This is a genomic window from Kineococcus gynurae, from assembly GCF_042433995.1.
GTDB lineage: Bacteria > Actinomycetota > Actinomycetes > Actinomycetales > Kineococcaceae > Kineococcus > Kineococcus gynurae.
Genome location: NZ_JBHLUI010000003.1, coordinates 70,973 through 95,658, shown reverse-complemented (window position 1 = coordinate 95,658; position 24,686 = coordinate 70,973). Strand labels below are relative to the sequence as shown.

The 24,686-nt window shown below is 73.0% G+C and carries 29 protein-coding genes and 1 riboswitch; of the genes, 14 read left to right on the top strand and 15 right to left on the bottom strand.

Features of this window, described 5'->3' with window-relative positions; translation table 11 throughout:
• The first annotated feature begins 19 nt into the window (after positions 1–19).
• From ACFFKU_RS01825 to ACFFKU_RS01790, 8 genes are all read left to right on the top strand, one after another.
• Positions 20–2,944: a Na+/H+ antiporter subunit A gene (locus ACFFKU_RS01825; RefSeq protein WP_380134983.1), complete on the top strand. Its 2,925-nt coding sequence runs from the start codon at positions 20–22 to the stop codon at positions 2,942–2,944.
• The gene (locus tag ACFFKU_RS01820; RefSeq protein WP_380134981.1) at positions 2,941–3,447 is read left to right on the top strand and encodes a Na(+)/H(+) antiporter subunit C; all 507 of its coding nucleotides are present in this window, start codon (positions 2,941–2,943) and stop codon (positions 3,445–3,447) included. Before ACFFKU_RS01825 ends, ACFFKU_RS01820 begins: the two co-directional genes overlap by 4 nt.
• Positions 3,447–5,069, top strand: a complete 1,623-nt coding sequence (locus tag ACFFKU_RS01815; protein ID WP_380134978.1) for a Na+/H+ antiporter subunit D — start codon at positions 3,447–3,449, stop codon at positions 5,067–5,069. Before ACFFKU_RS01820 ends, ACFFKU_RS01815 begins: the two co-directional genes overlap by 1 nt.
• Positions 5,069–5,785, top strand: a complete 717-nt coding sequence (locus tag ACFFKU_RS01810) for a Na+/H+ antiporter subunit E (RefSeq protein ID WP_380134976.1) — start codon at positions 5,069–5,071, stop codon at positions 5,783–5,785. Before ACFFKU_RS01815 ends, ACFFKU_RS01810 begins: the two co-directional genes overlap by 1 nt.
• Positions 5,785–6,096 (top strand): MrpF/PhaF family protein, encoded by a 312-nt coding sequence (locus ACFFKU_RS01805; RefSeq protein WP_380134973.1) that lies wholly within the window; start codon positions 5,785–5,787, stop codon positions 6,094–6,096. The genes ACFFKU_RS01810 and ACFFKU_RS01805 overlap by 1 nt, the downstream gene beginning before the upstream one ends.
• A complete protein-coding gene (gene mnhG / locus ACFFKU_RS01800; protein ID WP_380134972.1) occupies positions 6,093–6,482 on the top strand; it encodes a monovalent cation/H(+) antiporter subunit G in 390 nt (129 codons plus the stop codon). The genes ACFFKU_RS01805 and mnhG overlap by 4 nt, the downstream gene beginning before the upstream one ends.
• Before the next feature lie 61 nt (positions 6,483–6,543).
• On the top strand, positions 6,544–6,993 hold the full coding sequence (locus ACFFKU_RS01795; RefSeq protein WP_380134971.1) for a hypothetical protein: 450 nt from the start codon (positions 6,544–6,546) through the stop codon (positions 6,991–6,993).
• Positions 6,994–7,081: 88 nt separating this feature from the next.
• Positions 7,082–7,684: a class I SAM-dependent methyltransferase gene (locus tag ACFFKU_RS01790; protein ID WP_380134969.1), complete on the top strand. Its 603-nt coding sequence runs from the start codon at positions 7,082–7,084 to the stop codon at positions 7,682–7,684.
• A gap of 19 nt (positions 7,685–7,703) precedes the next feature.
• On the opposite strand, the gene ACFFKU_RS01785 is transcribed toward ACFFKU_RS01790, so the two are convergent.
• On the bottom strand, positions 7,704–8,087 hold the full coding sequence (locus ACFFKU_RS01785; protein ID WP_380134967.1) for a DUF2834 domain-containing protein: 384 nt from the start codon (positions 8,085–8,087) through the stop codon (positions 7,704–7,706).
• 64 nt (positions 8,088–8,151) lie between these two features.
• Between ACFFKU_RS01785 and ACFFKU_RS01780 the strand changes: the two genes are divergently transcribed.
• Both ACFFKU_RS01780 and ACFFKU_RS01775 read left to right on the top strand, forming a co-directional pair.
• Complete coding sequence (locus ACFFKU_RS01780; RefSeq protein ID WP_380134965.1) at positions 8,152–8,805, top strand: MerR family transcriptional regulator; 654 nt, start codon at positions 8,152–8,154, stop codon at positions 8,803–8,805.
• Positions 8,802–9,764, top strand: coding sequence for a hypothetical protein (locus tag ACFFKU_RS01775; RefSeq protein ID WP_380134964.1), 963 nt, complete (start codon positions 8,802–8,804; stop codon positions 9,762–9,764). Before ACFFKU_RS01780 ends, ACFFKU_RS01775 begins: the two co-directional genes overlap by 4 nt.
• 2 nt (positions 9,765–9,766) lie before the next feature.
• Here the strand turns inward: ACFFKU_RS01775 and ACFFKU_RS01770 are convergent, their stop codons facing one another.
• From ACFFKU_RS01770 to ACFFKU_RS01755, 4 genes are all read right to left on the bottom strand, one after another.
• A complete protein-coding gene (locus tag ACFFKU_RS01770) occupies positions 9,767–9,904 on the bottom strand; it encodes a hypothetical protein (RefSeq protein ID WP_380134961.1) in 138 nt (45 codons plus the stop codon).
• Between the two features lie 200 nt (positions 9,905–10,104).
• Positions 10,105–10,806, bottom strand: coding sequence for a maleylpyruvate isomerase N-terminal domain-containing protein (locus tag ACFFKU_RS01765; RefSeq protein ID WP_380134958.1), 702 nt, complete (start codon positions 10,804–10,806; stop codon positions 10,105–10,107).
• Positions 10,803–11,828 (bottom strand): alpha/beta hydrolase, encoded by a 1,026-nt coding sequence (locus tag ACFFKU_RS01760; protein WP_380134956.1) that lies wholly within the window; start codon positions 11,826–11,828, stop codon positions 10,803–10,805. Before ACFFKU_RS01760 ends, ACFFKU_RS01765 begins: the two co-directional genes overlap by 4 nt.
• Positions 11,829–11,874: 46 nt before the next feature.
• Positions 11,875–12,972 carry a HoxN/HupN/NixA family nickel/cobalt transporter gene (locus ACFFKU_RS01755; RefSeq protein WP_380134953.1) on the bottom strand — a complete coding sequence of 366 codons (1,098 nt, stop codon included), beginning with the start codon at positions 12,970–12,972 and terminating at the stop codon, positions 11,875–11,877.
• Positions 12,973–13,095: 123 nt separating this feature from the next.
• Between ACFFKU_RS01755 and ACFFKU_RS01750 the strand changes: the two genes are divergently transcribed.
• Positions 13,096–13,440: an ArsR/SmtB family transcription factor gene (locus tag ACFFKU_RS01750; protein WP_380134951.1), complete on the top strand. Its 345-nt coding sequence runs from the start codon at positions 13,096–13,098 to the stop codon at positions 13,438–13,440.
• A 21-nt stretch (positions 13,441–13,461) separates the two neighbouring features.
• Here the strand turns inward: ACFFKU_RS01750 and ACFFKU_RS01745 are convergent, their stop codons facing one another.
• The 3 genes from ACFFKU_RS01745 to ACFFKU_RS01735 all read right to left on the bottom strand — a co-directional run bounded on the left by ACFFKU_RS01745 (position 13,462) and on the right by ACFFKU_RS01735 (position 16,381).
• Positions 13,462–14,745: an acyl-CoA dehydrogenase family protein gene (locus ACFFKU_RS01745; RefSeq protein ID WP_380134949.1), complete on the bottom strand. Its 1,284-nt coding sequence runs from the start codon at positions 14,743–14,745 to the stop codon at positions 13,462–13,464.
• A gap of 14 nt (positions 14,746–14,759) precedes the next feature.
• Positions 14,760–14,871, bottom strand: a riboswitch (SAM riboswitch).
• Between the two features lie 57 nt (positions 14,872–14,928).
• Entirely contained in the window at positions 14,929–15,333 is a 405-nt protein-coding gene (locus ACFFKU_RS01740; RefSeq protein WP_380134946.1) for a YchJ family protein, read from the bottom strand.
• Between the two features lie 49 nt (positions 15,334–15,382).
• Positions 15,383–16,381 carry a LacI family DNA-binding transcriptional regulator gene (locus tag ACFFKU_RS01735; protein WP_380134943.1) on the bottom strand — a complete coding sequence of 333 codons (999 nt, stop codon included), beginning with the start codon at positions 16,379–16,381 and terminating at the stop codon, positions 15,383–15,385.
• A gap of 112 nt (positions 16,382–16,493) precedes the next feature.
• On the opposite strand from ACFFKU_RS01735, the gene ACFFKU_RS01730 reads away from it, so the two are divergent.
• The gene (locus ACFFKU_RS01730) at positions 16,494–17,534 is read left to right on the top strand and encodes a Gfo/Idh/MocA family protein (protein ID WP_380134941.1); all 1,041 of its coding nucleotides are present in this window, start codon (positions 16,494–16,496) and stop codon (positions 17,532–17,534) included.
• 37 nt (positions 17,535–17,571) lie between these two features.
• Here the strand turns inward: ACFFKU_RS01730 and ACFFKU_RS01725 are convergent, their stop codons facing one another.
• From ACFFKU_RS01725 to ACFFKU_RS01705, 5 genes are all read right to left on the bottom strand, one after another.
• Complete coding sequence (locus ACFFKU_RS01725; protein ID WP_380134939.1) at positions 17,572–19,089, bottom strand: LCP family protein; 1,518 nt, start codon at positions 19,087–19,089, stop codon at positions 17,572–17,574.
• Positions 19,090–19,196: 107 nt separating this feature from the next.
• Positions 19,197–19,823 (bottom strand): DUF4190 domain-containing protein, encoded by a 627-nt coding sequence (locus ACFFKU_RS01720; RefSeq protein WP_380134938.1) that lies wholly within the window; start codon positions 19,821–19,823, stop codon positions 19,197–19,199.
• 90 nt (positions 19,824–19,913) lie between these two features.
• Entirely contained in the window at positions 19,914–20,078 is a 165-nt protein-coding gene (locus ACFFKU_RS01715; protein WP_380134935.1) for a hypothetical protein, read from the bottom strand.
• A 2-nt stretch (positions 20,079–20,080) separates the two neighbouring features.
• Positions 20,081–20,776: a class E sortase gene (locus ACFFKU_RS01710; RefSeq protein ID WP_380134932.1), complete on the bottom strand. Its 696-nt coding sequence runs from the start codon at positions 20,774–20,776 to the stop codon at positions 20,081–20,083.
• Complete coding sequence (locus ACFFKU_RS01705; RefSeq protein ID WP_380134929.1) at positions 20,773–21,492, bottom strand: DUF881 domain-containing protein; 720 nt, start codon at positions 21,490–21,492, stop codon at positions 20,773–20,775. The genes ACFFKU_RS01710 and ACFFKU_RS01705 overlap by 4 nt, the downstream gene beginning before the upstream one ends.
• A 143-nt stretch (positions 21,493–21,635) precedes the next feature.
• On the opposite strand from ACFFKU_RS01705, the gene ACFFKU_RS01700 reads away from it, so the two are divergent.
• Positions 21,636–21,956: a cell division protein CrgA gene (locus tag ACFFKU_RS01700; RefSeq protein ID WP_380134927.1), complete on the top strand. Its 321-nt coding sequence runs from the start codon at positions 21,636–21,638 to the stop codon at positions 21,954–21,956.
• A 272-nt stretch (positions 21,957–22,228) separates the two neighbouring features.
• On the opposite strand, the gene ACFFKU_RS01695 is transcribed toward ACFFKU_RS01700, so the two are convergent.
• On the bottom strand, positions 22,229–23,095 hold the full coding sequence (locus ACFFKU_RS01695) for a rhomboid family intramembrane serine protease (protein ID WP_380134925.1): 867 nt from the start codon (positions 23,093–23,095) through the stop codon (positions 22,229–22,231).
• A 90-nt stretch (positions 23,096–23,185) separates the two neighbouring features.
• Entirely contained in the window at positions 23,186–23,710 is a 525-nt protein-coding gene (locus tag ACFFKU_RS01690; RefSeq protein ID WP_380134923.1) for a peptidylprolyl isomerase, read from the bottom strand.
• 185 nt (positions 23,711–23,895) lie between these two features.
• Between ACFFKU_RS01690 and ACFFKU_RS01685 the strand changes: the two genes are divergently transcribed.
• A complete protein-coding gene (locus tag ACFFKU_RS01685; protein WP_380134922.1) occupies positions 23,896–24,675 on the top strand; it encodes a hypothetical protein in 780 nt (259 codons plus the stop codon).
• Positions 24,676–24,686 lie beyond the last annotated feature (11 nt).

Sequence of the window (24,686 nt, the reverse complement as noted above, 5' to 3'; positions counted from 1 at the left end):
TCGTCGAGAGGACCGGCCGTTGCTCCTGCTCCTCGTCCTCCATGCGGTCGCCGCCCTCGTCGCCGTGCCCCTGGTCAACGCCCTGGGTCGCCGGGCGTTCTGGATCCTGAGCCTGCCCTCCGTGGCGACCGCCGCCTGGGCGGCCTTGCAGACGTCGGACGTGCTCGCGGGCCGCTACCCCACCCAGGTCGTCGAGTGGGTCCCCTCGCTCGCCACCGAGCTGGCGTTCCGGATGGACACGCTGTCCTGGGTCATGACCCTCGTGGTCGGGGGCGTGGGCGCCCTCGTGCTGATCTACTGCGCCGCCTACTTCCACGAGGGAGACCCCGGCACGCCGCGCTTCGCCGGCGTCCTGACGGCCTTCGCCGGGGCGATGACCGGACTCGTGCTGGTGGACGACCTCGTCCTGCTCTACGTGTTCTGGGAGCTGACGACGGTCTTCTCCTACCTGCTCATCGGCTACGACTCGGCCAAGCGCTCGGCCCGCCGGGCGGCGACCCAGGCACTGGTGGTGACCACCCTCGGCGGTCTGGCGATGCTCGTCGGGATCGTGATCATCGGGCAGTCCGCGGGCACCTACCGGATCTCGGAGGTGCTGGCGGCGTTCCCCTCCTCCACCGCGGTCACCGTCGCCGTCGTCCTGCTGCTGGTCGGGGCCATCACCAAGTCCGCGCTGGTCCCCTTCCACTTCTGGCTGCCGGCGGCGATGGCCGCCCCGACCCCGGTCAGCGCGTACCTGCACGCCGCGGCGATGGTCAAGGCCGGGGTGTACCTGGTCGCCATGTTCGCCCCGGCCGTGGCCGACGTCCCGGCCTGGCAGGTCACGGTCGTCGGGCTGGGCCTGGCGACCATGGTCATCGGTGGGTACCGCTCGTTGCGCCAGCACGACCTGAAGTTGCTGCTGGCGTTCGGGACCGTCTCCCAGCTCGGGTTCCTGATCGTCCTGGTCGGGGCGGGGTCGCGGGCGGCGGCGCTCGCGGGTGTCGCCCTGCTGGTCTCGCACGCCACCTTCAAGGCCGCGCTCTTCCTCACCGTCGGGATCATCGACCACCAGACCGGCACCCGGGACCTGCGGACCCTGTCCGGTCTGGGCCGCCGGATGCCGCTGCTCGCGGTGGTCGGCACGGTCTCGGCGGCGAGCATGGCCGGGGTCCCGATCACGCTCGGGTTCGTCGCCAAGGAGGCCGCCTACGAGGCCTTCCTGCACGAACGGCCCTGGATCCTCGCGGTGCTGGTGGCGGGATCCGTGCTCACCGCGGCCTACTCGATCCGCTTCGTCTGGGGCGCCTTCGCCCGCAAGCGCGGACTGCCCGACTCGACCGACGCGGCGCCCTCGCCCGGTCTGATCGGTCCGCCGCTGCTGCTCGCCGCGACCACCCTGGTGCTCGGTCCGCTGGCCCCGCTGCTGGACGTGCCCGCCACCGCCATCGCCGAGCGCAACGCCGGGCTGGCCACGGACGGCACCGAGGAGCTGGTCCACCTCAGCCTCTGGCACGGCCTGACCCCGGTCCTGCTCCTCACGGTCGTGACCCTGGGCCTGGCCGTCCTGCTGTTCCTCGGACGCCGGCCCGTCGCCCGGCTGCAGGCCCGCCTCGCGTCGCCCCTGGACGCCGACCGCGTCTACCGCAAGACCGTGCGCGCGGTGGACCGCGTCGCCGTCGAGGTCACCGGTGCCACCCAGCGTGGTTCGCTGCCGATCTACCTGGCGGTGATCCTGGTCGTGGTCATCGTCGTTCCGGGCGGGGCGCTGCTGATGTCGCGCCCCTGGCCCGCCGACGTGATCCTCGCCGACAATGCCACCCAGGTCCTGGTCGCGATCGTCATCTGCACCGCCGCGGTCCTCACCGTGCGGGCCCGTCGACGGTTGCGGGCCGTGATCCTCGCCGGGGTCACCGGGTACGGGGTCGTGCTGCTCTTCGTGCTGGCCTCCGCGCCGGACCTGGCCCTCACCCAGGCCCTCGTCGAGACCATCACGCTGGTCGTGTTCGTCCTCGCCCTGCGCCGCCTGCCCCCGTTCTTCTCCAGCCGTCCGCTGCTCGCGGTGCGCTGGGTCCGGGTCGCGATCGGCGTCCTGGTCGGCATCACGACCTCGGTGTTCGCGCTGGTCGCGGCCGGGGCCCGGGTCGCCGAACCGACGTCGCGGGGCCTGCCCGAGCTCGCCTACAGCTACGGCGGCGGGGCGAACGTGGTCAACGTGACGCTGGTCGACGCCCGCGCCTGGGACACCATGGGCGAGCTGTCCGTCGTCCTGGTCGCGGCCACCGGGGTCGCGAGCCTCGTCTTCCGTCGCCGCATCGGGTCGATCGACCGTCCGGCCGACGCGGCCCTCAAGGCCCCGAACCTCCAGGAGAGCACCCCGCGACCGCAGGCCTGGCTCCCCGCGGAGAGCACGGTCAGCCCCGAGCGACGCTCGGTCGTCTTCGAGGTCGTGGCCCGGTTGACGTTCCACGCGATCATCATCGTGTCGATCTTCCTCGTCTTCGCCGGGCACAACTCTCCCGGCGGCGGTTTCGCCGGGGGCCTGGTGGCCGGTCTGGCGCTGCTCGTCCGCTACCTGGCCGGGGGGCGCTTCGAGTTCAACGCCGCCGTCCCGATCAGTGCCGGGTGGCTGCTCGGCATGGGCCTGTTCCTCTCCGCCGGGACCGGGCTGGTCGGTCTGGCCCTGGGCGGCGACGTCCTTCAGACCGCGATCGTCGAGGTGGACGCGCCTGTGCTGGGCACGATCAAGCTCGTTACCTCGCTGTTCTTCGACGTCGGGGTCTACCTGCTGGTCATCGGGCTGGTCGTGGACGTCATCCGCAGCCTGGGTGCCGAGGTCGACCGGCAGATCGAGGACGGCGAGGGCGTGGACGCCGAGGACGGCGACAGCGAGGACAACGACGACAGCGACGCCGGCGCGATCGACGCCGAGACCCGCGCGAGCCTGGAGGGGGCGAACCGATGAGCCCGAACATCACCCTGGTCGTCGTCTCCGGCGTGCTGATCGCCGCCGGGGTGGCGCTCCTGCTGGAACGCACCCTGACCCGCGTCCTGGTCGGCATCCTGCTGCTCGGCAACGGCGTGAACGTCCTGTTCCTCGTCGCCGCCGGGCCTCCGGGAGCCGCACCGCTCTACGGTTCGGCCGCGCCCGAGGACATGAGCGACCCGCTCCCGCAGGCGATGGTCCTGACCGCCATCGTGATCACCTTCGGGATGGTCAGCTTCGTACTCGCCATGGCCTACCGGAGCTGGCAGCTCAACGGGCACGACGAGGTCCAGGACGACGTGGAGGACCGTCGCATCGTCCGGCTGGCCGAGCGCGACGAGGTCTCCTCCAGCTACGACGACGACACCCGCGACGACGGGACGCCCGACGGGGCGCCGCCGGAGGGGTCCGAGGTCGATCCCGACGCGCCGCTGCCCGACAAGCGCGGCAAGGCCGACGACGCCGAGGCGGTGGGTCGCTGATGGACCAGCTCGCCGCCGACTACGTCCGGGTGCTCCTCCCGGTCCCCGTGGCCCTGCCGCTCTTCGCCGCCGGACTCACCCTGGCGCTGGCCCGCCGGGCCCGCGCCCAGCGGATCATCAGCGTCACCGCGCTGAGCATCGTCCTGGCCGTGGCGGTCGCCCTGCTGCTGCTGACCGACGCCGGTCGCGGGACCTACTCGATCGACGTGGGCGGCTGGCCGCCCCTGCTCGGCATCCCGCTGGTCGCCGACCGGCTCTCGACCCTGATGCTGGTCGTCTCGGCCACGGTGACCCTCGCCGTCCTGCTGTACTCCCTCGCCCAGGGCGTCGCCGACGGGGAGGAGGGGGCCCCGGTCTCGATCTACCACCCGACGTACCTGGTGCTGTCGGCCGGCGTCTCCAACGCGTTCCTGTCCGGGGACCTCTTCAACCTCTACGTCGGCTTCGAGGTCCTGCTTGCGGCCAGCTACATCCTGCTGACCCTGGGTGGGACCAAGGCCCGCATCCGGGCGGGCACGACCTACGTCATGGTGAGCCTGCTGTCCTCGCTGATCTTCCTCACCGCGATCGCGCTGATCTACGCCGCGACCGGCACGGTCAACATGGCCGAGCTCTCGATCCGGTTGCAGGAGATCGACCCCGACGTGCGGATGGCCCTGCACCTGCTGCTGCTGGTCGGTTTCGGGATCAAGGCGGCGGTCTTCCCCCTGTCGGCCTGGCTGCCCGACTCCTACCCGACCGCCCCCGCCCCGGTGACCGCCGTGTTCGCCGGGTTGCTGACCAAGGTCGGCGTCTACGCGATCATCCGGACCCAGACGTTGCTGTTCCCCGGCAGCGAGGCCAACCGGCTGCTCATGTGGGTCGCGCTGCTCACGATGGTCGTCGGGATCCTCGGTGCGGTCGCCCAGGCGGACATCAAGCGTCTGCTGTCCTTCACCCTGGTCAGCCACATCGGCTACATGGTGTTCGGGATCGCGCTCGGTTCGGCCGCGGGGTTGTCCGGGGCGATCTTCTACGTCGCCCACCACATCACCATCCAGACCACGCTGTTCCTCGTCACCGGACTGGTCGAACGACATTCCGGGTCGACCGCCCTGGACAAGCTGGGGGCGCTGGCGAAACGGGCCCCGCTGCTGGCGGTCCTGTTCTTCATCCCGGCGATGAACCTGGCCGGAATCCCGCCGTTCTCCGGGTTCCTCGGCAAGCTCGGCCTGCTGCAGGCCGGCGTCGACCAGGGGACCACCACCGCCTACGTGCTGGTCGCGGGCAGCGTCGTGGTCAGCCTGCTCACGCTGTACGCGATCGCCAAGGTCTGGAACCGGGCGTTCTGGCAGGAGCCGCCCGAGGACGAGGCGGCCGAGGCCGAGCAGGCCCACGACGCCGGGACCACCGGCAGCGGCGTCGCCATCGCGAAGCAGGCCGTCGACGTCCGTACCCCGCTCGGCATGGTCGCGCCCACGGCCGTCCTCGTCGCCGTCGGTGTCGGGATCACGGTCGTCGCCGGACCGTTGTTCGGCATCAGCGACCGGGCCGCGACCGACCTGATCGACCGGGCCCCCTACGTGCAGACCGTCCTCGACGGCGGCGACGGGACCAACGCGTCCAGGGAGGTGACCCGCTGATGGCGAGCACACCCGACGAGAACGGGCGTCCGCACGCCCACGAGGGCCACGTCGACGACGGTCAGGTCGACGAGGTGCGCCTGCGGGCCCGGTTGCGGCCGGCCATCCCGTGGCGGGAACGCATCAGCATCCCCGTGCTGGTGTGGCTCGTCCTGCTCTGGCAGATGCTCTGGGGCGACCTGTCGGTGGCCAACACGTTGTCCGGGTTGGCGCTCGGTCTGCTGGTCATGATCGTGCTCCCGCTGCCCCGGGTGACCTTCGGGATCCGGTTCCGTCCGTTGCGGATCCTGGCCCTGCTCGGGCACTTCGTGGTGGACCTCGTCGCGGCCAGCGCCCAGGTCGCCTGGCTCGCCGTCCGGCCGGGGCGGCAGCCGCGCAACGCCGTGGTGCGGATCCCGCTGCACAGCGAGTCCGACCTGTTCGTGGCCATGACCGCGGAACTCACCTCGCTGGTCCCGGGTTCGCTGATCATCGAGATCGGGACGCCCTCGGCCAACGGGCAGGGGTCGCTCTACGTGCACGCGCTCGGGGTGGACACCCCGGAGGGACGTCAGGACGTGCGGCGGACCGTGCTCACCCTCGAACGCCGGATCATGCGGACGTTCGCCGAACCCGCCGCCCTCGCCGAGTACGAACGACGGGCCGCGGCCGACGGGAGCGCCGCGGTCTGCGACGCCCCGGAGCAGGCCGGGGACCGACGCAAGGAGGTCGTGTGATGCAGGTCGTTCTGATCGTCTGCATGGGGATGCTGTTCGCCGCCGCCGTGCTGGCGCTGGTCCGGGCGGCCAAGGGGCCGACCATGCTCGACCGGGTGGTCGCCCTCGACGTCATGGTCGCCATCGTCATCATCGCCCTGGCCCTGGAGGCGGCGGTCAACCGGCACTCGACCACGCTGCCGGTGATCGTCGTGCTGGCCCTGGTCGGTTTCGTCGGTTCGGTCAGCGTGGCCCGGTACGCGGCCAAGGAGGACGACGCCGCGAAATCGGTGGTCGGGCGCGCGACCCCCGGGCGGAGGCGGACCCGATGACCCTCACCACCGTGGTCGACGTCGTGTCGGCCGTGCTGCTGTTCTGCGGCTGCCTGCTGTCGCTGCTCGCGGCCATCGGGCTGCTGCGCCTGTCCGACGTGCTGGCCCGCATGCACACCACGGCCAAACCTCAGGTGCTGGGCGTGCTGCTGTCGTTGATCGGCGTCGGGTTGCAGCTGCGCAACGGCGGGGACGTCGCCGTGCTGGTGGCGATCGGGGCGTTCCAGCTGCTGACCGTCCCGGTCGGGTCGCACATGGTGGGCCGTGCGGCCTACCGCACCGGTCAGGTGGACGCCTCGCTGCTCGACGTCGACGAGCTGGCGGTGACCCTCGCCGAGGAGGAGACGCGGGTGACCCGGCCCCGGCAGGCCGACCCCGCGTCCTAAGAAGCGGTCGGTCGCCGGGTCCGATCCGGAACCCCCGGACGGCGGACGGCGTCGGAGTCTTGTGCATCCCAGCCGCGCCGCCGTCGTCACGGTTCTCCTGCTGACCAGCGCCTGCTCCCGTGGCGCGACCGAGTACGCGTGCACGTTGATCGGCCCACCCTTCGGCCTTGAATTCGACCTGACTGCGGTGAACGTCCCGGCGCAGCCGGTCGACAGCCCCCTGGTGGTCGACGTCTGCGCCGACGACGTCTGCCAGAGCCGTCGGGTGCGCGACCTCGTCACCGACCCTGCGGCCCCCGCGGGCGTCGACACCGGTCGTAAGTTCGTCTTCGACCTGGACATGTCCGCCACCCCGACCGCTTACCTCCGGCTGCACGACGAGGGCGGTCCCGTCCTCAGGGAGGTCGAGGTCACCGTCGAAGCCCTCGCGGTCAGCTCCGACGTCAACGGCGAACGGTGCCGGTCCCACGGTTTCTGGGGGCGGTTCGCGTCGAACCCGACGGCTCCCTGACCGACGTCACCGCCACCATTCCGTTGCCGGGATCACTGCAACGGCGGTGACCGCGATCCGGACCCGGCCGCTGGATACCCTCCACGCGATGAACTCCCACGACGTCGGGCGGGCCTACTCCGCCCGAGCGCAGGAGTACATCGATCGCCTGGGGTCCGTCACGACGGTGCACCCGGACGACCTGGCGTTCATCGGACGGAACCTGGGACGCCCGAGCGGTCCGGTCGTGGACCTGGGGTGCGGCCCCGGGCACCTGACCGGCCACCTGCACGCACGCGGGTACGACGTCAGGGGCATCGACCCGGTGCCGGAGTTCGTCAGCCACGCCCGTGCCACCTATCCGCAGTCGGAGTTCGAGGTGGGTTCCTTCACCGCGAACACGCTGACGAAGGGCGCGATGGCCGGTGCCCTCGCGTGGTACTCCCTGATCCACCTCGAACCCCGGGACCTGGACCGGACCCTGCTTGGCATCCACGAGCTGCTGGCCCCCGGGGCGATCCTGGTCGTGGGTTTCTTCGCGGGCGCGGTTCTCGAACCCTTCGAGCACGCGGTGACGACGGCCTACCGCTGGCCGGTGCCGGAGCTCACGACCCGCCTGGCCGCCGCCGGTTTCGTGCAGGTGGACCGGCTGCAGCGGTCGGCCGAGGGCGAGCGGCGGCCCCACGCGGCCCTGGCGCTCCGGGCGGGGTGACCCGGCTCCCGTTCCGTCATCAGGCCTGGCGCGCGCTGGGGCGACGTCGCAGCGTGAGTTCCCGCAGCGCCAGGAACAGCGGGAACGTGAACGCCAGGGCGATCGCGAACGTCGCGGGGACCAGCAACCACGACCACCGCGACCAGCCCAGGCGCCGTCCTTCGACGACGAACAGCAGGCAGGCCGCGACCGCGACGACGAGGACGTCGGCGGCGGCCGAAGAGCTGGCCGGGTTGTCGAAACAGGCCTCGACGTAACCCAGACCCTGCGGATCGGCGAAGAACTGCACGATGAAGGCCCAGGTGGCCGTGACACCGACCAGGGCGAGAACGGACCAGATCACGGCCAGGGTCAGGTGACCTCGGCCGGTGGTGGGACGGGCGGACGCAGGGGTGGTGTTCACGACAAGCCTCCCGATCGGACGGTCTCGTGTTGACAGTTTCACTATCGATAGTGAAACTGTCAATGTGCGCATCTCCGAGCTCAGCACCCGCAGCGGCGTCAGCACCGCTTCGATCAAGTTCTACGCCCGCGAGGGACTGCTACCGGCCGGTGAACGCACCGGGTACAACCAGACCGACTACTCCGAGGCGCACCTGCGACGGCTGCGACTGATCCGGTCGCTGATCGACGTCGGTGGGTTGCCGGTCGCGGCCGCGGCTCGCGTCCTGGCCTCGATCGACGCCCCCGACCACCCCCTGGAGCAGGTGCTGTCCACGGCGCAGAGCGCTCTGCCGCAACCGGTCTCCCCACCCTCCCCCGCCTCCGTCCGTCGCGCCGAGGAGTTCGTCGCCGGCCGCGGCTGGCGCGCCGGACCGCAGAACCCGGGGCTGCGCATCCTGGCCGGGGTCCTCGACGCCTGGGCCGCCGTCGGACGGGAGGACCTCGCCTCCGTCCTGCCGGAGTACGCACGGGCCGCCGACGTCATCGCCGAGGCCGATCTCGACGCCGTCTCCACGGCCGTCGAGGGTGCCCGGACCGGGGGCGACCGGGCCGCCGCCGCCCAGACCGTCGTCGTGGGCACCGTCCTGGGGGACCAGCTCCTGGTCGGTCTGCGTCGCATCGCCCAGGAGAACGCCTCCGCCCGCCGCTACCGCCCCACCGAAGGGAACCCCTCGTGAGCACCGTCGTCGAGCACCGCGCCCCCGCCCTGCCCACGCCGTCGCGCTGGCACCGGCCCCTGCTGGGCTTCGCCCTGCTCATGGCCGCCCTGAGCGTCGTGACCCTCACGCTGGCCGTGGTGGACCCGCGCGCGGTCATGGGGCAGAACGCCTGGTTCAAACCCGCGAAGTTCGCGCTGTCCTTCGTGCTCTACGCGGTCACCATGGCCTGGTTGGTGGGTCTGCCGGGCCTGCGACGCCCGCGGCTGGCCGCGACGGCGGGCACCGTCGTCGTCGTCGGACTCGTGCTGGAGATCCTGGTCATCGTCTACGCCGCCGCGGCCGGCACGACCAGCCACTTCAACGTCAGCACCCCGCTGGCCACCGCACTGTGGTCGGTCATGGGCGTGTCGATCGCCGTCGTCTGGGTGATGACCCTCGTCGTCGGGGTCCTGGTGATCCGGTCACCGCTGCCGGACCGGGCGCGCGCTCTCTCGATCCGGGCGGGGGTCGTCCTCGGCCTGGTCGGCATGGCCCTGGCCTTCCTGATGACCAGCCCCACCGCCCAGCAGCTCGCCGACTTCCAAGGCGTGGCCGGGGCGCACGCCGTCGGGGTCGCCGACGGCGGAGCGGGCCTGCCGTTCCTCGGGTGGAGCACGCAGGGCGGCGACCTGCGGATCGGTCACTTCGTCGGGCTGCACGCCCTGCAGCTGCTCCCCCTGGGGGCGCTGCTGCTCGAGGTCCTGGCCGGCCGCATCGGCACGCTGCGCGACGGCGGGGTCCGGCTGCGGTTGGTCGGCGTCGCGACGGCGGGCTACGCCGGTCTCGTCGCCCTCCTGACCGTCCAGGCGCTGCTCGGGCAGCCGCTGCTGCGACCCTCGACCGCGGTCCTGGCGACCGCCGGCGGTCTGGTGCTGGCGGTCGCCCTCGGGGTCGGACTCAGCGTCCGGGGCGGCCTGACTCCGCCCCGGACGAGCTGACCTCAGTCGGTCTCGGGGCAGAGGCAGAAGAAGCAGTCCGGCTCGCAGGCGTCCTGGTCCGCGACGGCGGCGACGGGACGGTCGGCCCGGATGCGCGGGATGGTCAGGGTGTCGCTCTCGTGCTCGTGGGACTCGCTCATCGTTCTGCTCCGCAATCGGTGTCGTCGGGTGCCAGTCGTTGTCGTCTGTCCCGTACATCGACAGTAGGCGCCGCGAGCTTGACCGGAAGCGGACACACCGGGTAGCGCCACGGCATCTGCACGAAGTCCGTCGTGGTTCCGCCGCTCGTCCACGCGATCCGTCGCACCATGCCCCCCGGGACGCCGGACCGCGTGATCGGTCAACCGAGGACGGCGGCCAGTGCGGCGGGGGCGTCGACCGTGGTCGGGTCGATCCGCCCGGCTCCGACCAGCACCACGGTCGCGTCGTCCAGGGGCGCGAGGAGGGACGGGTCGAGCCCGGACAGCACCTCGACGGTCCGCCGGGCAAGCCCCAGCGCGGCGGCCGGGGCGGCGGGAAGGTCGAGCTCCCGGGTCAGGTCGAGGCGGTGCACGGCCAGCTCCACCGCCCAGGTCGTGAACAGGTCCCCCGTCGCGAGGACCATCCCCTGCATCTCCACCGCCCCGGACGGCAACCGGCGGGCCCCGTCCCGGGCGGCCGTCGCCGTCGCGGTCAGGTGCGCCAGCAACCCGGCGGGGTCGACGTAGGCGTCCGCCAGTCGTCGCACGAAGCGCGCGTGGGCGGCGCCGTTGCCGTCACCGCCGCCGCCCGCCGCGGCGAAGGCCCGCCAGTACCCGGCCGCGTCGTGGGTCGGGGGCCGGTCGGTCGGGCGCAGCAACCCGTGCAGGAGTTCCTGCAGGCCGAGGTCGAGGTGGGCGTGGACGTCGGCGACGGTCCACCCGCGGCACCGTGTCGCGGCCGACCAGTCGGTGGCACCGAAGGCCGCGGCCGTACCCAGCAGGTCGTCGATCGACGCGACCAGTGCGGCGAGCGCCTCGGCGTGGTCGATCCCGAGACGACCGACCGCCGGAGCCCCCGTCACCGGCCCGGGACCAGGACCCGACGGAGCGCCTCGTTCAGCGACTCCCGCAGCTGGACCGTCTGCGGCGCGGCGGGGAAGAAGCCGTCGGAGCCGTGGTAGGCCCCGGGGATCTCGACCAGCTCGCAGGCCACCCCGGCCGCCCGCAGGCGCTCGGCGTAGGCCACGTCCTCGGCGTGGAACAGGTCGAGGTCGCCCACCCCGATCCAGGCCGGGGCCAGACCGGCGAGGTCGCCGCGGCGGGCGGCCACCGCGTAGGGCACCGGTTCGGCGGACCCGGGCGCGTGCCCCAGGTAGGTCGTCCACCCCAGCCGGTTGGACGCCGGGGTCCAGACGAAGGTCCCCGTCCCGCCGTGGTCGGTCCGCAGCACGGTCCGGTCGTCGAGCATCGGGTAGACGAGGGCCTGCAGGGCGACGTCGACCCCGCGGTCGTGGGCCAGCTGGGCCAGGCACGCGGCGAGCCCGCCCCCGGCGCTGGCCCCGCCGACGGCGACCCGGGCCGGGTCGACGCCCAGCGTCGCCGCCCGCTCGTGCACCCAGCGCAGTGCCGAGAAGCAGTCCTCCACCCCGGCCGGGGCGGGCGCGACCCCGGCGAGGCGGTACTCGACGTTGACGACGAGGACCCCGAGGTCGCGGGCCAGACGGGCGGCGGTCTCGTCGTCGGCCACGGCGCTGCCGAGCACGTACCCGCCCCCGTGGATCCAGACCAGGGCGCCGGTCGTCCCCGTGCGGTCGGTGCGCTCGACGACGCGCAGCGGCACCCCGTCGGCGGTCCGCTCCTCGCGCAGCCGGACGTCCGGCCCGAGCTCGGCGGGCCGCACGGGCAGCGCGTTGGCGAGGCGCACCCGTCGTGGGGTGAGGTCGGTGGGGACGAACAACCCGGGTGAGCGCAGCTCGGGGGCGACGGCCTGCACCGCCCGCCGGCGGCGGGCGACGTGCGGGGCGAGCCAGGCGGCACCGGCGGTCAGGGCCAGCAGCGGGAGCAGGCCACCGCGGCGGCGAGAGGACGGCGGACGTCGGCGCATCGGGGTTCCCTCGGGTCCGGGGCGGACGGGGCCCCGTCCCCGAGCATCATGGCCGGGTGTCCCCGACGACGCGCGAGGGGCCGGAGGCTGCGCGGCGCCACACCGCCCAGGACACCACCCCGATCACCGCGAACAGGACGGCCAGCGCGTAGCCCGCGTACTCGGTCTCAACCGACGCGACGGCGCCGACCAGACCGGAGACGATGCCGAACTGCTCGCTCAGCAGACCGGCCGCGGCGAGCACGGCGACGGCGGCACCGGCCAGGATGCCCACCCCGGTGATCAGCAGGTTGTAGGTGATCTTGCGGGCCGGGTCGTGCTGGGCGGCCGTGTACATCCGCAGCATCATCAGCCCGTTCACCGTGTCCCCCAGCGTCATCGCCGCGGCGAAGAGGATCGGCAGGCAGAGCAGCGAGATCAACGACGCCCCGGCCAGGGCCGCTCCCGCGGTCAGCACGAGGACCCCGATCTGCGAGCTGGTGTCGAAGCCCAGGGAGAACAGGAACCCGAGCACGTAGACGTGGCGGGGGTGCCGGACACGGCGCAACGGCAACGTCATGGCCCGGGCCGCGGGGCCGCGGGGGGTGAGCGCGTCGGCCGGGATCACCAGGTCGGGGTCGCGTCGCAGCGCCCGGCGCAGGCGCAGGGCCTGCACGAAGGTCGCGAGGTTGGCGACGGCGACGAGCAGCAAGTAGAGCCCCGAGACCGAGACCCCGATGATGCCGAGCACCCGGGCCGCCCCCGAGTCCTCCTCCAGCGCGGTGCGGATGAAGCCGGCCCCGGCGATGACCAGGACGCCGGTGAGCACGACGACGGTGGAGTGGCCGGCCGAGAACGCCAGCCCGACGCCGGCCGGGTTGCGGCCCTCGGCCACGAACTTGCGGGTGGAGTTGTCGATCATCGCGACGTGGTCGAAGTCGAAGGAGTGGACCAGCCCGCGCAGGTAGGCCAGGCCGGCGACCCCGACGGTGACCGCCCCGGCCGTGCCCGCGAGCACCCCCATGGTCAGCAGGGCCAGACCGATCACGTGCAGCGCAGCGACGACCGCGAAGGCCACCCCCACCCGACGCCGGAACGGCAGGGCGGCTCGCCCCTCGGTCGTCAGCAGGGAGGGGCGGGGCCCGACGTGGGTGGTGGCGCTCACGGTGCTCCCGACGGACGACGTCGACAGGTGTCCGGGCGGACACGCGTCGGGGCGACGGTAGCGGACCGGTGGGGGTGCCACCATGAGCACGGGACGACACCGCAGCGCAGGAGGGAGCCGCCCGTGGTCGACGACGCGCGCCGTACGGTGGCCCGCGACGCCCTCGACGCGTCCGGCCCGCGGCTGCCCGAAGTCCTGGACCGGTTGAGCGCGTTCTCCGACCCGACCCGCCTGGGCCTGCTCATCGCGATCCACGCCGCCCCGGGCGCCCCGGTCAGCGACCTGGCCGCCGCCGCCGGGCTCAGCCCGAACACCGCGACCCAGGCCCTGCAGACGCTGCGCGCGGCGGGGCTGGTCCGCCGGGTCCGGGAGGGCCGATTCAGCCGCTGGTACCTCTCCGACGAGGCCGCCCACGACCTGCTGCACCACCTCGGGGCCCCGCACAGCGACCTGCACCCGGCCCACTGAGCCGGCGGCGGGTCGCCGTTGTCAGCCCTCGCTGCCGGCGGCCGCCGCGACCGAGGCGTGGGTGCCGATGTCCCAGACGTAGGGCGGCGTCGTCCCGTTGACCGAGAAGTCCCCCACGATCCGGGTCTTGTAGATGACCGGGTTGTGGGAGGCGACCGTGCGGGCGTTGCGCCAGTGCCGGTCCAGGTCCTTGCCCCGACCGACGCCCGAGGCGCCCAGCGTGTTGAAGAGCAGCGTCGCCGCGCGCGGCACCGACTCCGACAGCACGGTCTGGGCCTGCGCGGTACGGATCTCGGCGACGGCGTTCGCAGCCTGGTCGGCGGCGGAGTCACGGTCGTGGGCGGTGTCCGCGGCGGCCTGGAGGGCCTCGGCCGCCCCCCGCACGAGCTGGCGCGCCGTCCAGGCCACCGCCGAGATCTCGCCGACGACGGCCAGCACCTGCGCGTCGTGGCGCACGAGCGGGGCGAGCCCGTGGGTGTAGCTGCGCGTGCGGGTCCGGACCTCGTGCCCGGCGTCGCGCTCGACCGCCTCGGCGATGCCGGCGTGCACCGCGAGCAGGACCAGCTGGTAGAGCGCCGTCTGGAAACGGAACCGCTCGGCGAAGGGCCGCACGTCGGCGGCGTCGACCTCGGCACCGGTGAAGACGATGGTCCCGGTCCCGGTGAGCTGCTGGCCGAAGCCGTCCCAGTCGTCGCTGATCTGCACGCCCGGCTGCCGGGTCCGCACGATCGCGGTGACCACCTCGAGGTCGTCGTCGTCCGGGCTCTGCCCCGGGCCCACCCGACGGGCGGTGGCGTCGGTCCAGTCCGCGAAGATCGACCCGGTCGTGTAGAACTTCCGCCCGTCGACGCGCAGGCCCCCGGGACCCTCGGTCACGACGGTCTGCTGCTTGCCCGTGACCCCGGACCCGGTCTCGCTCCAAGCGTTGCCGACGAACTCGCCGGCCACGATCCGGGCGTACCAGGCGTCCCGGTAGGCCCGGTCGGTCTCGCCCAGGGTGAGCAGCTGCTCGACCCAGGCGATGTGCCCGCGGAAGATCTGCGGGAGGTTGGAGTCGGCCGCGGCGACGTCGACGAGGATCTCGGCGAGCGCCGGGAGGTCGAGGCCGTCGCCCCCGTGCTCGACGGGGACCCGCAGGCGCCCGAACCCGGCCTCGACCAGGGCGCGCACCGGCTCGTAGGGCAGGACGTGGTCCTGCTCGCGCTGCACGACGCCCGCGGCGATCCCCTCCAGCAGCGGCGCGATCCGGCCCCGCGCGAGGCGGAGCCGTTCGGTGACGGGCAGGGGCGTGCTGACAGCGGACATCGCCGGTCTCCTCGAGAGCGTCCTTACCCGCGCGGTGCTGCGCGGGCCCGGTCATCACCCGGGGCACCCCACGACGAGGAGGGTTGCCAGCCGACGAGCCGGGGCTTCGTGTCGGCTTTCTTGACCTGCCGGGCAGAGAACCACACGCGCGCGACCGGTGTCCACCCGACCGCCGGACGTCGTTCAGACCGGGCCCACGTACACCCACCGTCCGCCGACGCGACGGAACCGGCTGCGCTCGTGCTGGTGGCCGCGACGACCCTCGTGGCGGTGGTGGGCCTCGAACTCGACCGTGCCGGCGTCGTCGAGGGGCCCGCCGCCCTCGGTGCCCAGCACGACGAGGCGGCGCCACTCCACGTCGGGGTCGAGGTCGAGGTCGGTGGGGCGGGTCGCGGCGTCCCAGGTCCGGAGCAGGTAGGCGGCGTCCCCCACCGCGAAGGCGGAGTAGCGCGAGCGCATGAGCGCCTCGGCCGTCGGGGCGGGCTCACCGGCGTGCCGACGACCGCAGCACCCCCCGTACGTCTCCCCCGTCCCGCACGGGCACCGGTCGTCAACCGAGATCACTCTAGGTCCACCTCTCTGACACATAGCGTGATATCCCCACGTTTGTCCACACCTGTTGACGACGGTCTGGGGATCAACCTGGGGACAAGTCGGGCGCCGGTCCGGTGGTCGTCCGGACGACGAGCCGGGGCGGGACGAGGGTCGTGACCGGGGCCCGGTGCGGGTCGGCGATCCGGGCCAGCAGCTCCTCCCCGGCCAGGCCGCCCACCCGGGCGGCCCCGTTGTCCACCGTCGTCAGCGCCGTGCGCCGCGAGCGGGCCAGGGCGATGTCGTCGTAGCCGGTGACGGACACGTCCTCGGGCACCCGCAACCCCAGCTCGTCGGCCGCGGCGAGCAGCCCCACGGCCGACACGTCGTTGGCGCCGACGACCGCGCTCGGTCGGTCACGGCCGCCCAGCAGCTCCAGACCGCAGCGGAACCCGGCGTCCTCGGTCATGTCCCCCGTCGCGACCAGCACCTCCCCGCCCGCGGCCCGGACGGACTCCTCGACGGCCGCCCGACGCAGCCGCCCCACCGACCCGGTCCCCGCGACGTGCCCGATGCGTCGGTGCCCGAGCCCCACGAGGTGCACGACCAGCAACCGCACCCCGGCGCGGTCGTCCCCGGCGACGGTGTCGACCGGGGCGTCGTAGGAGTCCCGGCTGCCGGCCAGCACCGTGGGCACACCCCGGGCGACCTCCTCGACCGCGTGGGGGTCCTCCCGGGTGCCGACGACGACGAGCCCGTCGACGCGCAGCTGGGCGAAGACGGCCGCGACGTCGGGTTCGGTGCGGGTGTCCCCCAGCACCGGCCGCAGCCCGGCCTCCAGCAGCACGGGTCGCAGACCGTCCAGCAGGTCCACGAACCACGGGTTGCGCAGGTCGTCGAGGACGACCCCGATCGTGCGGGTCCGTCGCTCCGCGAGGCTGCGCGCGGTCGGATCCGGGCGGTACCCCAGCTCCTCGATGGCGGCCATCACGGCGGCCCGGCGTTCCGGGCCGACCTTGGGCGAGTCCTGCAGGACCAGCGAGACCAGGGACTTCGAGACCCCGGCGCGCGCGGCGACGCTGCGGATGGTCGGTCGCGTGCTCATCGATGCTCCCCCCGGGCTCCTCCGACGGCCCGATGTTGACAGCCGGGCCCGCCGCGCCGCATCGTGGGATCAATTGGACCGGTCCAACGACGGACTCTGAAAGGCTCACCCCATGACTGATCTGCACCTCGGCCTCGCCGGTGTCGGACGCATCGGCGTCATGCACGCCGAGAACATCGCGACCACCCCCGGGGTAGCCCGGTTGACGCTCGCCGACGTCGCCGTCGACCGCGCCCGCGAGGTGGCCGCCTCGTTGACCGCGGCCGCCCGCGCCGCGGGTTCGGAGCTGCAGGTCGACGTCGCCGCGAGCAGCGAGGCCCTGCTCGCGAGCGGGATCGACGGACTGGTCGTGGCGACCGGCACCGCCCAGCACCCCGAGCTCATCGTCGCCGGGGTCGACGCGGGCATCCCGGTGCTCTGCGAGAAGCCCGTCGCCCCCGACGTGGCCCTGTCCTTGCCCGTCCTCGAGCACATCGCGGCCAACGCCGGCGTCGTCCGGATCGGGCACCAGCGGCGCTACGACGCGGGCTACCTGGCCGCCAAGCGTGCCTACGACGCCGGCGAGCTGGGCTGGTTGCACGCGCTGCGGGCCACCACGTGCGACATGGCCCCGCCGCCCGTGGCCTTCCTCGCGACCTCCGGCGGGCTCTTCCGCGACTGCAGCGTCCACGACTTCGACGTCATCCGCTGGATCACCGGGCGAGAGATCGTCGAGGTCTACGCCCGCGGCAGCAACAACGGCGACCCGGCCATCGGTGAGGTCGGCGACGTCGACACCGCCCTGGCCGTGTGCACGCTGGACGACGGCACCCTCGCGACGGTCACCGCCAGCCGCTACAACGGTGCCGGCCACGACGTCCGGCTGGAGCTGCAGGGGTCCAAGGCCTCCCTCATGGTCGGCCTGGACGAGCGCACGGCCCTGCGCTCGGCCGAGCCCGGCGTGACCTTCCCGACCGGCGGCCCCCACCTGACCTTCGCCGAGCGCTTCGGGGCGGCCTACCGCGCCGAGATCGTGGCCTTCACCGACCTCGTCCGCGGGGTCGAGGGCGAGCTGTGCCACCCGGCCGACGCGGTCGCCGCCTCCCGGGTCGCCGACGCGGCCCAGGAATCCCTGCTCACCGGCGGTCCGGTCCGGGTCGACCTGCCGGCCTGACCTCCCGGCCTGACCTCCCGGTCTGCCCGCCTGCGGGTCAGGAGCAGATGTCGTCGCTGGCCACGCGGGCCTCGAAGGTCGGCGTCGCGGTCGGGGTGGCGGGGGCACCCACCACCCGGCTGCGGACGTCGACCACGGTCGGGGCCTGGTTCAGCTCGACCACGACGGTCGACCCGAGCGAGTCGTCCTCGACCAGGTCGGCCCCGCCGAGCGCGGCGGCCACCGTCGCGGCGGAGTCGGCCTTGGCCGAGCCGTAGCGGACGACCGCGGCCGCGGCCGGACGCAGGGCGTCCCCGTCCCCGGTGCCGGCGATCGTGAAGCCCTGGGCCCGCAGCGCCGTGGCCGCGGCCCCCGCGGTCCCGGCCGGGGCGCCGGTGTTGAGGACCCGCACCGACACGTCGTCGGGGGCGACGGTGAGCGCCGAGGAGTCCCCGGGGGTCGTCGTCGGTGCCGGCGCCGCGGTCGCCCCGAGGGTGTCCGTCCGCAGCTCCTGCCAGAGGTCGTCGGCGGCCGACGTCCACTGCACCCGCGCCTTGTTCTGCGGGTACTCCTCGATGGGCACGGTGATGAACTGCACCCCGCCGGGGGGGAGCTTCTGCAGGCTCTGCGCGATGTCGGTCAGTTCGGACAGGCTGGCCAGCTGCGGGTCCATCGTCACCGAACTCGTGGCCGCGCTGAGGAACGAGTAGAGCTGGTCGGGCCGCGTCAGCATCGAGGAGCTCGTGACCTTCTGCACGATCGAGGACATCAGCGCCTGCTGCCGCGAGATCCGGGAGATGTCGGAGCCGTCGCCGATGTTGTGCCGGATCCGCGCGTAGGCCAGCGCGGTGCGGCCGTCCACCTCGTGCGTCCCCGCGTCCAGGTACAGCCCGGACTGCGCGTCGGCGACCTTCTTCGGCAGGCAGATGTCGACCCCGCCGAGGGCGTCGATCATCTTCTGGAACCCGCTGAAGTCCACGACGACGTAGTGGTCGATCCGGACCTTGGTGAGTTCCTCGACGGTGTTGATGGTGCAGGCCGGGCCGCCCCGGGAGAACGCGGAGTTGAACATGCCGAGCTCGGCCGGCTGGGTCGTGCCGTCGGTGCCCTGGCACTCCGGCATCCGGACCATCGAGTCGCGGGGGATGCTGATCAGCGCCGCGCGCCGACGGTCGGCCGAGAGGTGGACGATGACGGTCGTGTCGGAACGGGCCCCCGGGGAGTCGGCCTCCCCGCCGTACTCGTCACCGGTCCCGTCGGCCAGGTCCCGGGTGTCCGACCCCATGACCAGGATGTTCACGGCGTCGTTGCCGGTGGTCGGGTCGACGGCGGCCTCGTCGGCCGGACGGTCCGGGTTCAGCCGGTCGGTGAGGTCGATCTCGTTGATGTTGCCCTGCAGGCGGTAGAACGCGTACCCCGCGCCGCCGACCCCGACGAGCACCAGGGCCAGCACCATGACGCCGACGACCCGCAGGCTCTTGTACAACCGACCGTGCTGGTGGGCGACGTGCTGTCCGCGGGAACGACGCCCCTGCCCGGGCAGGCCGGCGGGGGGTCGGTTCGGGGAGTCGGGCACCTCGTGAGGGTACGGTCCCCGTCCAGCCCGACCCGGGGACTGCGGCAGCACTTCGCAGCGCCGCCGCAGTCCCTTCACAGCCGGGCGGCCGGGTGGGTGGCTCCGACTCAGGTGTCGGTGCCCGAGTTCTCGAGCTGCTGCTCGGCCTGGTTGCCGAACTGGTCGAAGCACTGCTGCTGGGCGACGGCGTCCTGGCCGGCCTGTCCCAGGCAGTCGGTCAGCTGCTGCCCACCGTTCTGGAAGAAGAACGAGGCGCTGGCGATGTAGATCGCGAGGAAGACCGCGGACAGCACGAGCCCGACGGCACCGGTGATGATGCCCCAGAGCGCGACGGCGCCGTTGGTCGCGAGGCCCTTCTTGACCCGTCCACGGCCCTTGACCCCGAGGATGATCGCGACGATCCCCAGGATGATCCCGATGACCAGGAACGAGCTGAGGATCGCGACGATCCCGAGGATCAGGGCGGCGACCCCGAGGCCGTTCTTCGGGGAACCGCCGTGGCCGGGCTGCCCGTAGCCGTGCTGGTCCCCGTACTGCTGACCGGAGTACTGCGGCTGGTTGCCGTACTGGTTCCCGGACTGCTGGTTGCCGTACTGCTGGTTGCCGTACTGCTGATTCCCGTACTGACCCGAGGACTGCTGGTCCCCGTACTGCGGATGGTTGCCCTGGCCAGGCTGGTTGCCGTACTGGCCACCCTGCTGGTTGTAGGGGTCAGGTCCGTCGGTCGACGACATGGCTCCTCCTCGTGGTGCGTGGTCCGAAGATCGTGGCAGTGATGCCCCGCGACCGCGCGGCGAGTGATCGGCGAGCCCGCCGGACCGGGGTCAGCCGCTGCCGTCGACCGTCCCGTCGTTGATGGCGAGGCGGTCCGCGACCCAGGGGAAGACGACCTCGAAGCAGACCGCGACCACCGCCGCGACGACGACCAGGCTGATGAGCAGCCGGACCCACCAGGGCCCGGGCAGGACCCGCCACCACCACGCGTACACGCTCAGCCCACCGCCGCCAGGGACGCGGGCGGGCCGGCCGAACGGTCGGTCACCGACTCCAGCAGGGCGTGGACGACGTAGCGCTGCCGCGCCGAGTGCATCGGGTGGCAGGCGGTCATGGTCAACCAGGCCTCCGTCGGGGTCTCGCCGGGCCGGTCGGGGACGGGTGCGATGACCGAGACCTGCCGCGGCGAGACGATCTCCTCGCTGCGCACCCGGTAGGTGAACCACCGGTCGGCGGTGGCGACCACGACGGCGTCGCCGTCCTGCAGGTCGGCGATGAGGTTGAAGGGCTTGCCGTAGGTGACCCGGTGCCCGGCGAGCGCCAGGTTCCCGACCTCACCCGGCATGGCCGTCCCGTCGTAGTGGCCGATGCCCTCCTTGAGGTCGTCCGTCGCGGTGCCTTCGACGATCGGGACCGCGTAGTCACGGCCGAACCGCGGCACGTACAGGATCGCGAAGGCGTCGCCCTGCGGCGGGGTCTGGTCGACGTCGGGGGCCACGGGGGCGGCCGGGTCCGCCGGCGCGGGGGTCGCCGGCCGGTCCGCGGACCACTCCTGCTGCAGCTCGGCGACCGTGGCCGCCTGGGCGCGACCCGACGTCACGTCGGTCCACCAGAGCTGCCAGGCCACGAACAGCAGGACGAGCACCCCCGCGGTGACCATCAGCTCCCCGAGGACCGAGACCGCGCGCCTCACGAGTCGCTCCGTACGTATTCGAGGTCCAGCGGGCCGTCGAAGGCCGGGAAGGTCAGGTCCGTCGACGTCTGCACCTCGTACCCCAGCCCGTAGGCCGCCACGTACTGCCGGTAGACCGCCACGGACGAACTGTCCTCGAGCCCCGTCTGCAACCGGGCCGGGTCACCGATGGCCGAGACCGTGTACGGCGGGGAGTAGGTGCGGCCCTGGAGGATGAGGACGCTGCCGACGCAGCGCACGGCGCTGGTCGAGACCAGCCGTTGGTCCATGACCTCCACGGCCTCCGCCCCCGAGGCCCACAACGCGTTGATCACGGCCTCCAGGTCCTGCTGGTGCACCACGAGGTCGTCGGGGGCCGCGCCGGCCGGGCGCAGCTCCCCGCGGGGGGCGTCGTCGAGCGTGACCCGGACGCCCGGCCCGGTCACCGCCTCGGTCCCGGCCGCGGCGGCGAGCCGCTGGGCGGCGGCGTCGGGGGCCGGGTCGCCCCCCACCCGGGCCGTAAGGGTCTCGACCTCGCCGCGCAGCCGGCTCACCTCGGCCGCCTGCGCCTCGACCTGCTGCGAGCGCTCGCGGATGAGGTCGCCGAGGTCTCCGGAGTCGGTGCGCAGGTTGGTCCCGTGCGAGGTCTGCGCGCTGGTCGCGAACAGCAGACCGCCGGCGGCCAGGACCGCGACCACGGCCACCCGCGAGGCCACCCGCGACGCCGACCACGCCACCGCCGCACCTCGTTCCCGTCCGCGCCACTCCCGTGACCGCCCGTCACTTCGCCCTCCCCAGTGTGCCGGACGTGCCGACTACCCTGGCCTGCGGAGCGTGGTCGCCCGGCCACCGGCTCGCCCCCACGACCTCGGAGGTCCCCGTGTCCCAGTCCCCGTCGCGCCGACGGAAGCAGCGCGAGGTGCAGACGAGCGAGACCGCCGAGGAGTCGCGCCGGCGCCGGTTCGGTCGCTCGCTCAGCGAGGGCGACGCGACCGACCGCGACATCAAGGCGGGCAACCGGCTGACCCCGCGCTGGTGGGTGGTCGCGATGATCGCCTTCATGCTGCTCGGGCTGGCCTGGATCGTCGTGTTCTACCTCTCCAGCGCGCAGTACCCCGTGCCGGGATGGGGCAACTGGAACCTGGTCGCGGGTTTCGGGCTCGTCCTCGTCGGCTTCGGGATGACCACCCGCTGGCGCTGACCCCCGGACCGACACCCCCGCGACGCCCGGCGTTGCGGGGGTGTTTCGCGTTCTCCACGGTGTGGACGGCCTGGGGACAACCTGTCGACCGAGGGTCGCGGACCTCGCACCGAGCGTGTCGGAGTCCACAGACTTATCCACCTGCGCGTCCACAACCTGGGGACGACGGTGGAGAACCCCCGAGGTGCGTCCACAGATGTGCCCACACGCGGTGGACGACGGGAGCGCTATTCGCACAGGTGTGCATCGCCCTGTGGACGACACCGACCCCACTAGTAGCCGAGCGCCACACCCGTCCCGGCGATCACCAGCAGCCCCAGGATCACGACGGCCACGGCACCCACACCGACCCACGTCCCCGCGCCCGCGCGGCGGTCCGCGCCGCGACGACGGGCCAGCAGGACCGCGACCACGACCCCCGTCACGAGGCCACCCAGGTGGGCCTGCCAGGAGATCCCCGCGACGAACAGGCCGAGGGCGAAGTTGATGGCGATGAGCACGACGACCTGCCCGGCCTGCCGTCCCAACCGGCGGTTCACGACGAGCAGCGCACCGAAGAGCCCGAAGACCGCGCCCGAGGCGCCGACCGTGGTGGTGAAGGCGGTCCCGGGCAGCAGCGTCGCCCCGACCGCACCCCCCAGGGCCGAGAGCAGGTAGAGCAGTCCGAAGCGCAGCCGACCGAGGAGTGGTTCGAGGTACCCGCCGACGATCCACAGCGCGTACATGTTCAGCGCCACGTGCAGGGGTGAGCGCGCGTGCAGGAACGCCGAGGTGAGCGGCTGCCACCAGTTGCCGGCCTCGAACGAGTTCAGGTAGCCGGGGTCGTTCACCAGCGGCAGGTAGGCGTAGACGGAACCGGGCAGGACGAACTGCGCCCCGTACATCACCAGGCAGATGACGATGACCGTGCGGGTGATCAGGGTGTCGCCGCGGCGCCAGGTGCCGCCGAACGTGGTCCGGACCGCCCGGTCACCCCGGGCCTGCTCCTTGACGCAGTCCACGCACTGCACGCCCACCGAGGCCGACCGCTGGCACTCCGGGCAGACCGGGCGTTCGCAGCGCTGGCAGCGCACCCACGACTCGCGGTCGGGGTGGCGCGGGCAGACGGGGACCGTGGGGGACGGGGCGGGTTCGGTCACGGGCCACCTTCTCGGTCGGGTCCGGGCCCCGCAGACACCGGTGGCCCGGACCGAGGTCGGGCCGGGCCACCGGGGCGGGTGAGGGAGGGATCAGTCCTTGGTGACCTCGACGGAGGAGATGACCACCGGGTCCTTGGGGGCGTCACCGCGGTCGGTCGCGACGTTGGCGATGGCGTCGACGACCTGACGGCTCTCGTCGTCGGCCACCTCGCCGAAGATGGTGTGCTTGCCGTTCAGGTGCGGGGTCGTGGTGACCGTGATGAAGAACTGCGAGCCGTTGGTGCCGCGGCCGCCGATCTTGCCCGCGTTGGCCATGGCCAGCAGGTACTTCTTGTCGAAGCGCAGGTCCGGGTGGATCTCGTCGTCGAACTGGTACCCAGGGCCGCCCCGGCCGTCGCCGCGCGGGCACCCGCCCTGGATCATGAAGCCGTCGATGATGCGGTGGAAGGTCAGACCGTCGTAGAACGGCTGCGTCTTCTTCTCGCCCGAGACCGGGTCCTGCCACTCCCGGGTGCCCTCCGCCAGCTCGACGAAGTTGGCCACCGTCTTGGGGGCGTGGTTCTCGAACAGCTCGATCCGGATGTCACCGTGGTTGGTGTGCAGAGTGGCGTGCATGGGGGAATCCTCGCACGCCCCCCGTCGCCGGGCCCCGGGACCCGCCTCCCGCGACGCGCCCGGGCGGTCGCCCCGGTGGTGCCGTCAGGTGAGGTTCTGATCTGATCGTCCCGGTGGCTGTTTACGGCCGGGCACGACAGGCTGTGCGGCAACGAGCGAGCGCAGGATCCACGGAGGAGGAACGGATGTCCCTGAGGAAGAGCCGCGCCGAGCGGCTGCAGGCCCAGGTCCGCGACCAGTCGGCCAGCCTGGCCGGGTCGCTGCAGGACAAGGTGGGCCCCGGCGTGGGGACCGCCGTCAAGTCGGCGAAGGACGCCGTGCACAGCGCCCAGGACTGGGCCGGGCCCCGGGTGGAGACGGCCGTCGACTGGGCCGGACCCAAGGTCGAGGCGGCCCGAGACTGGGCCGCCCCCAAGATCGAGAAGGGCTGGCAGGCCTCGGTGAGCGCCGCGGCCCCGGCCGTCGAGAGCGCCGTCGACAAGGTCACCCCCGCGGTCGACGCCACCCGCGACAAGCTGGTCGACGACCTGCTGCCGCGTCTCGTGGACGCGGTGCACCACGCCGCCGAGCAGGCCCAGCACGCCGCCAAGGAGGCTGCCGCCCCGGCGATCGCCGCCGCCGGCGCCGCGGCCGTCGCGGGCAAGGAGGTGGCCGGCGAGGCCGCCCACCGCTCGACCGACGCCTACGCCGTGCTCAAGGGTGACGCCGTCGCCAAGCGCAGGGGCGGCAAGCTCAAGAAGGTGCTGCTCGTCGGGCTGGTCCTCGGCCTGGGGGCCGCGGCCTTCTCGGCGCTCAAGGGCAAGAAGCAGGAGGACCCGTGGGCCGCCCCGGGCGCGACCTGGTCCCCGCCCACCTCCCCGGTGGCCCCGGTCCCCACGCCGGAGGACTCCACGTCCGCGGACGAGAACGACATCGAGGACGTCGAGCAGGACACCGAGGGTGGGGCGGACAAGCCCCGCGACTGAACTCCCGAGCA

Excerpts from the sequence above, each read along its gene's own strand:
- ACFFKU_RS01815 (WP_380134978.1), top strand. The coding sequence starts at position 3,447 with ATGGACCAGCTCGCCGCCGACTACGTCCGGGTGCTCCTCCCGGTCCCC.
- ACFFKU_RS01730 (WP_380134941.1), top strand. The coding sequence starts at position 16,494 with ATGACTGATCTGCACCTCGGCCTCGCCGGTGTCGGACGCATCGGCGTC.
- mnhG (WP_380134972.1), top strand. The coding sequence starts at position 6,093 with ATGACCCTCACCACCGTGGTCGACGTCGTGTCGGCCGTGCTGCTGTTC.
- ACFFKU_RS01820 (WP_380134981.1), top strand. The coding sequence starts at position 2,941 with ATGAGCCCGAACATCACCCTGGTCGTCGTCTCCGGCGTGCTGATCGCC.
- ACFFKU_RS01720 (WP_380134938.1), bottom strand. The coding sequence starts at position 19,823 with ATGTCGTCGACCGACGGACCTGACCCCTACAACCAGCAGGGTGGCCAG.
- ACFFKU_RS01760 (WP_380134956.1), bottom strand. The coding sequence starts at position 11,828 with ATGCGCCGACGTCCGCCGTCCTCTCGCCGCCGCGGTGGCCTGCTCCCG.
- ACFFKU_RS01790 (WP_380134969.1), top strand. The coding sequence starts at position 7,082 with ATGAACTCCCACGACGTCGGGCGGGCCTACTCCGCCCGAGCGCAGGAG.
- ACFFKU_RS01740 (WP_380134946.1), bottom strand. The coding sequence starts at position 15,333 with ATGTGTCAGAGAGGTGGACCTAGAGTGATCTCGGTTGACGACCGGTGC.
- ACFFKU_RS01805 (WP_380134973.1), top strand. The coding sequence starts at position 5,785 with ATGCAGGTCGTTCTGATCGTCTGCATGGGGATGCTGTTCGCCGCCGCC.
- ACFFKU_RS01770 (WP_380134961.1), bottom strand. The coding sequence starts at position 9,904 with ATGAGCGAGTCCCACGAGCACGAGAGCGACACCCTGACCATCCCGCGC.
- ACFFKU_RS01690 (WP_380134923.1), bottom strand. The coding sequence starts at position 23,710 with ATGCACGCCACTCTGCACACCAACCACGGTGACATCCGGATCGAGCTG.
- ACFFKU_RS01735 (WP_380134943.1), bottom strand. The coding sequence starts at position 16,381 with ATGAGCACGCGACCGACCATCCGCAGCGTCGCCGCGCGCGCCGGGGTC.
- ACFFKU_RS01745 (WP_380134949.1), bottom strand. The coding sequence starts at position 14,745 with ATGTCCGCTGTCAGCACGCCCCTGCCCGTCACCGAACGGCTCCGCCTC.
- ACFFKU_RS01685 (WP_380134922.1), top strand. The coding sequence starts at position 23,896 with ATGTCCCTGAGGAAGAGCCGCGCCGAGCGGCTGCAGGCCCAGGTCCGC.
- ACFFKU_RS01810 (WP_380134976.1), top strand. The coding sequence starts at position 5,069 with ATGGCGAGCACACCCGACGAGAACGGGCGTCCGCACGCCCACGAGGGC.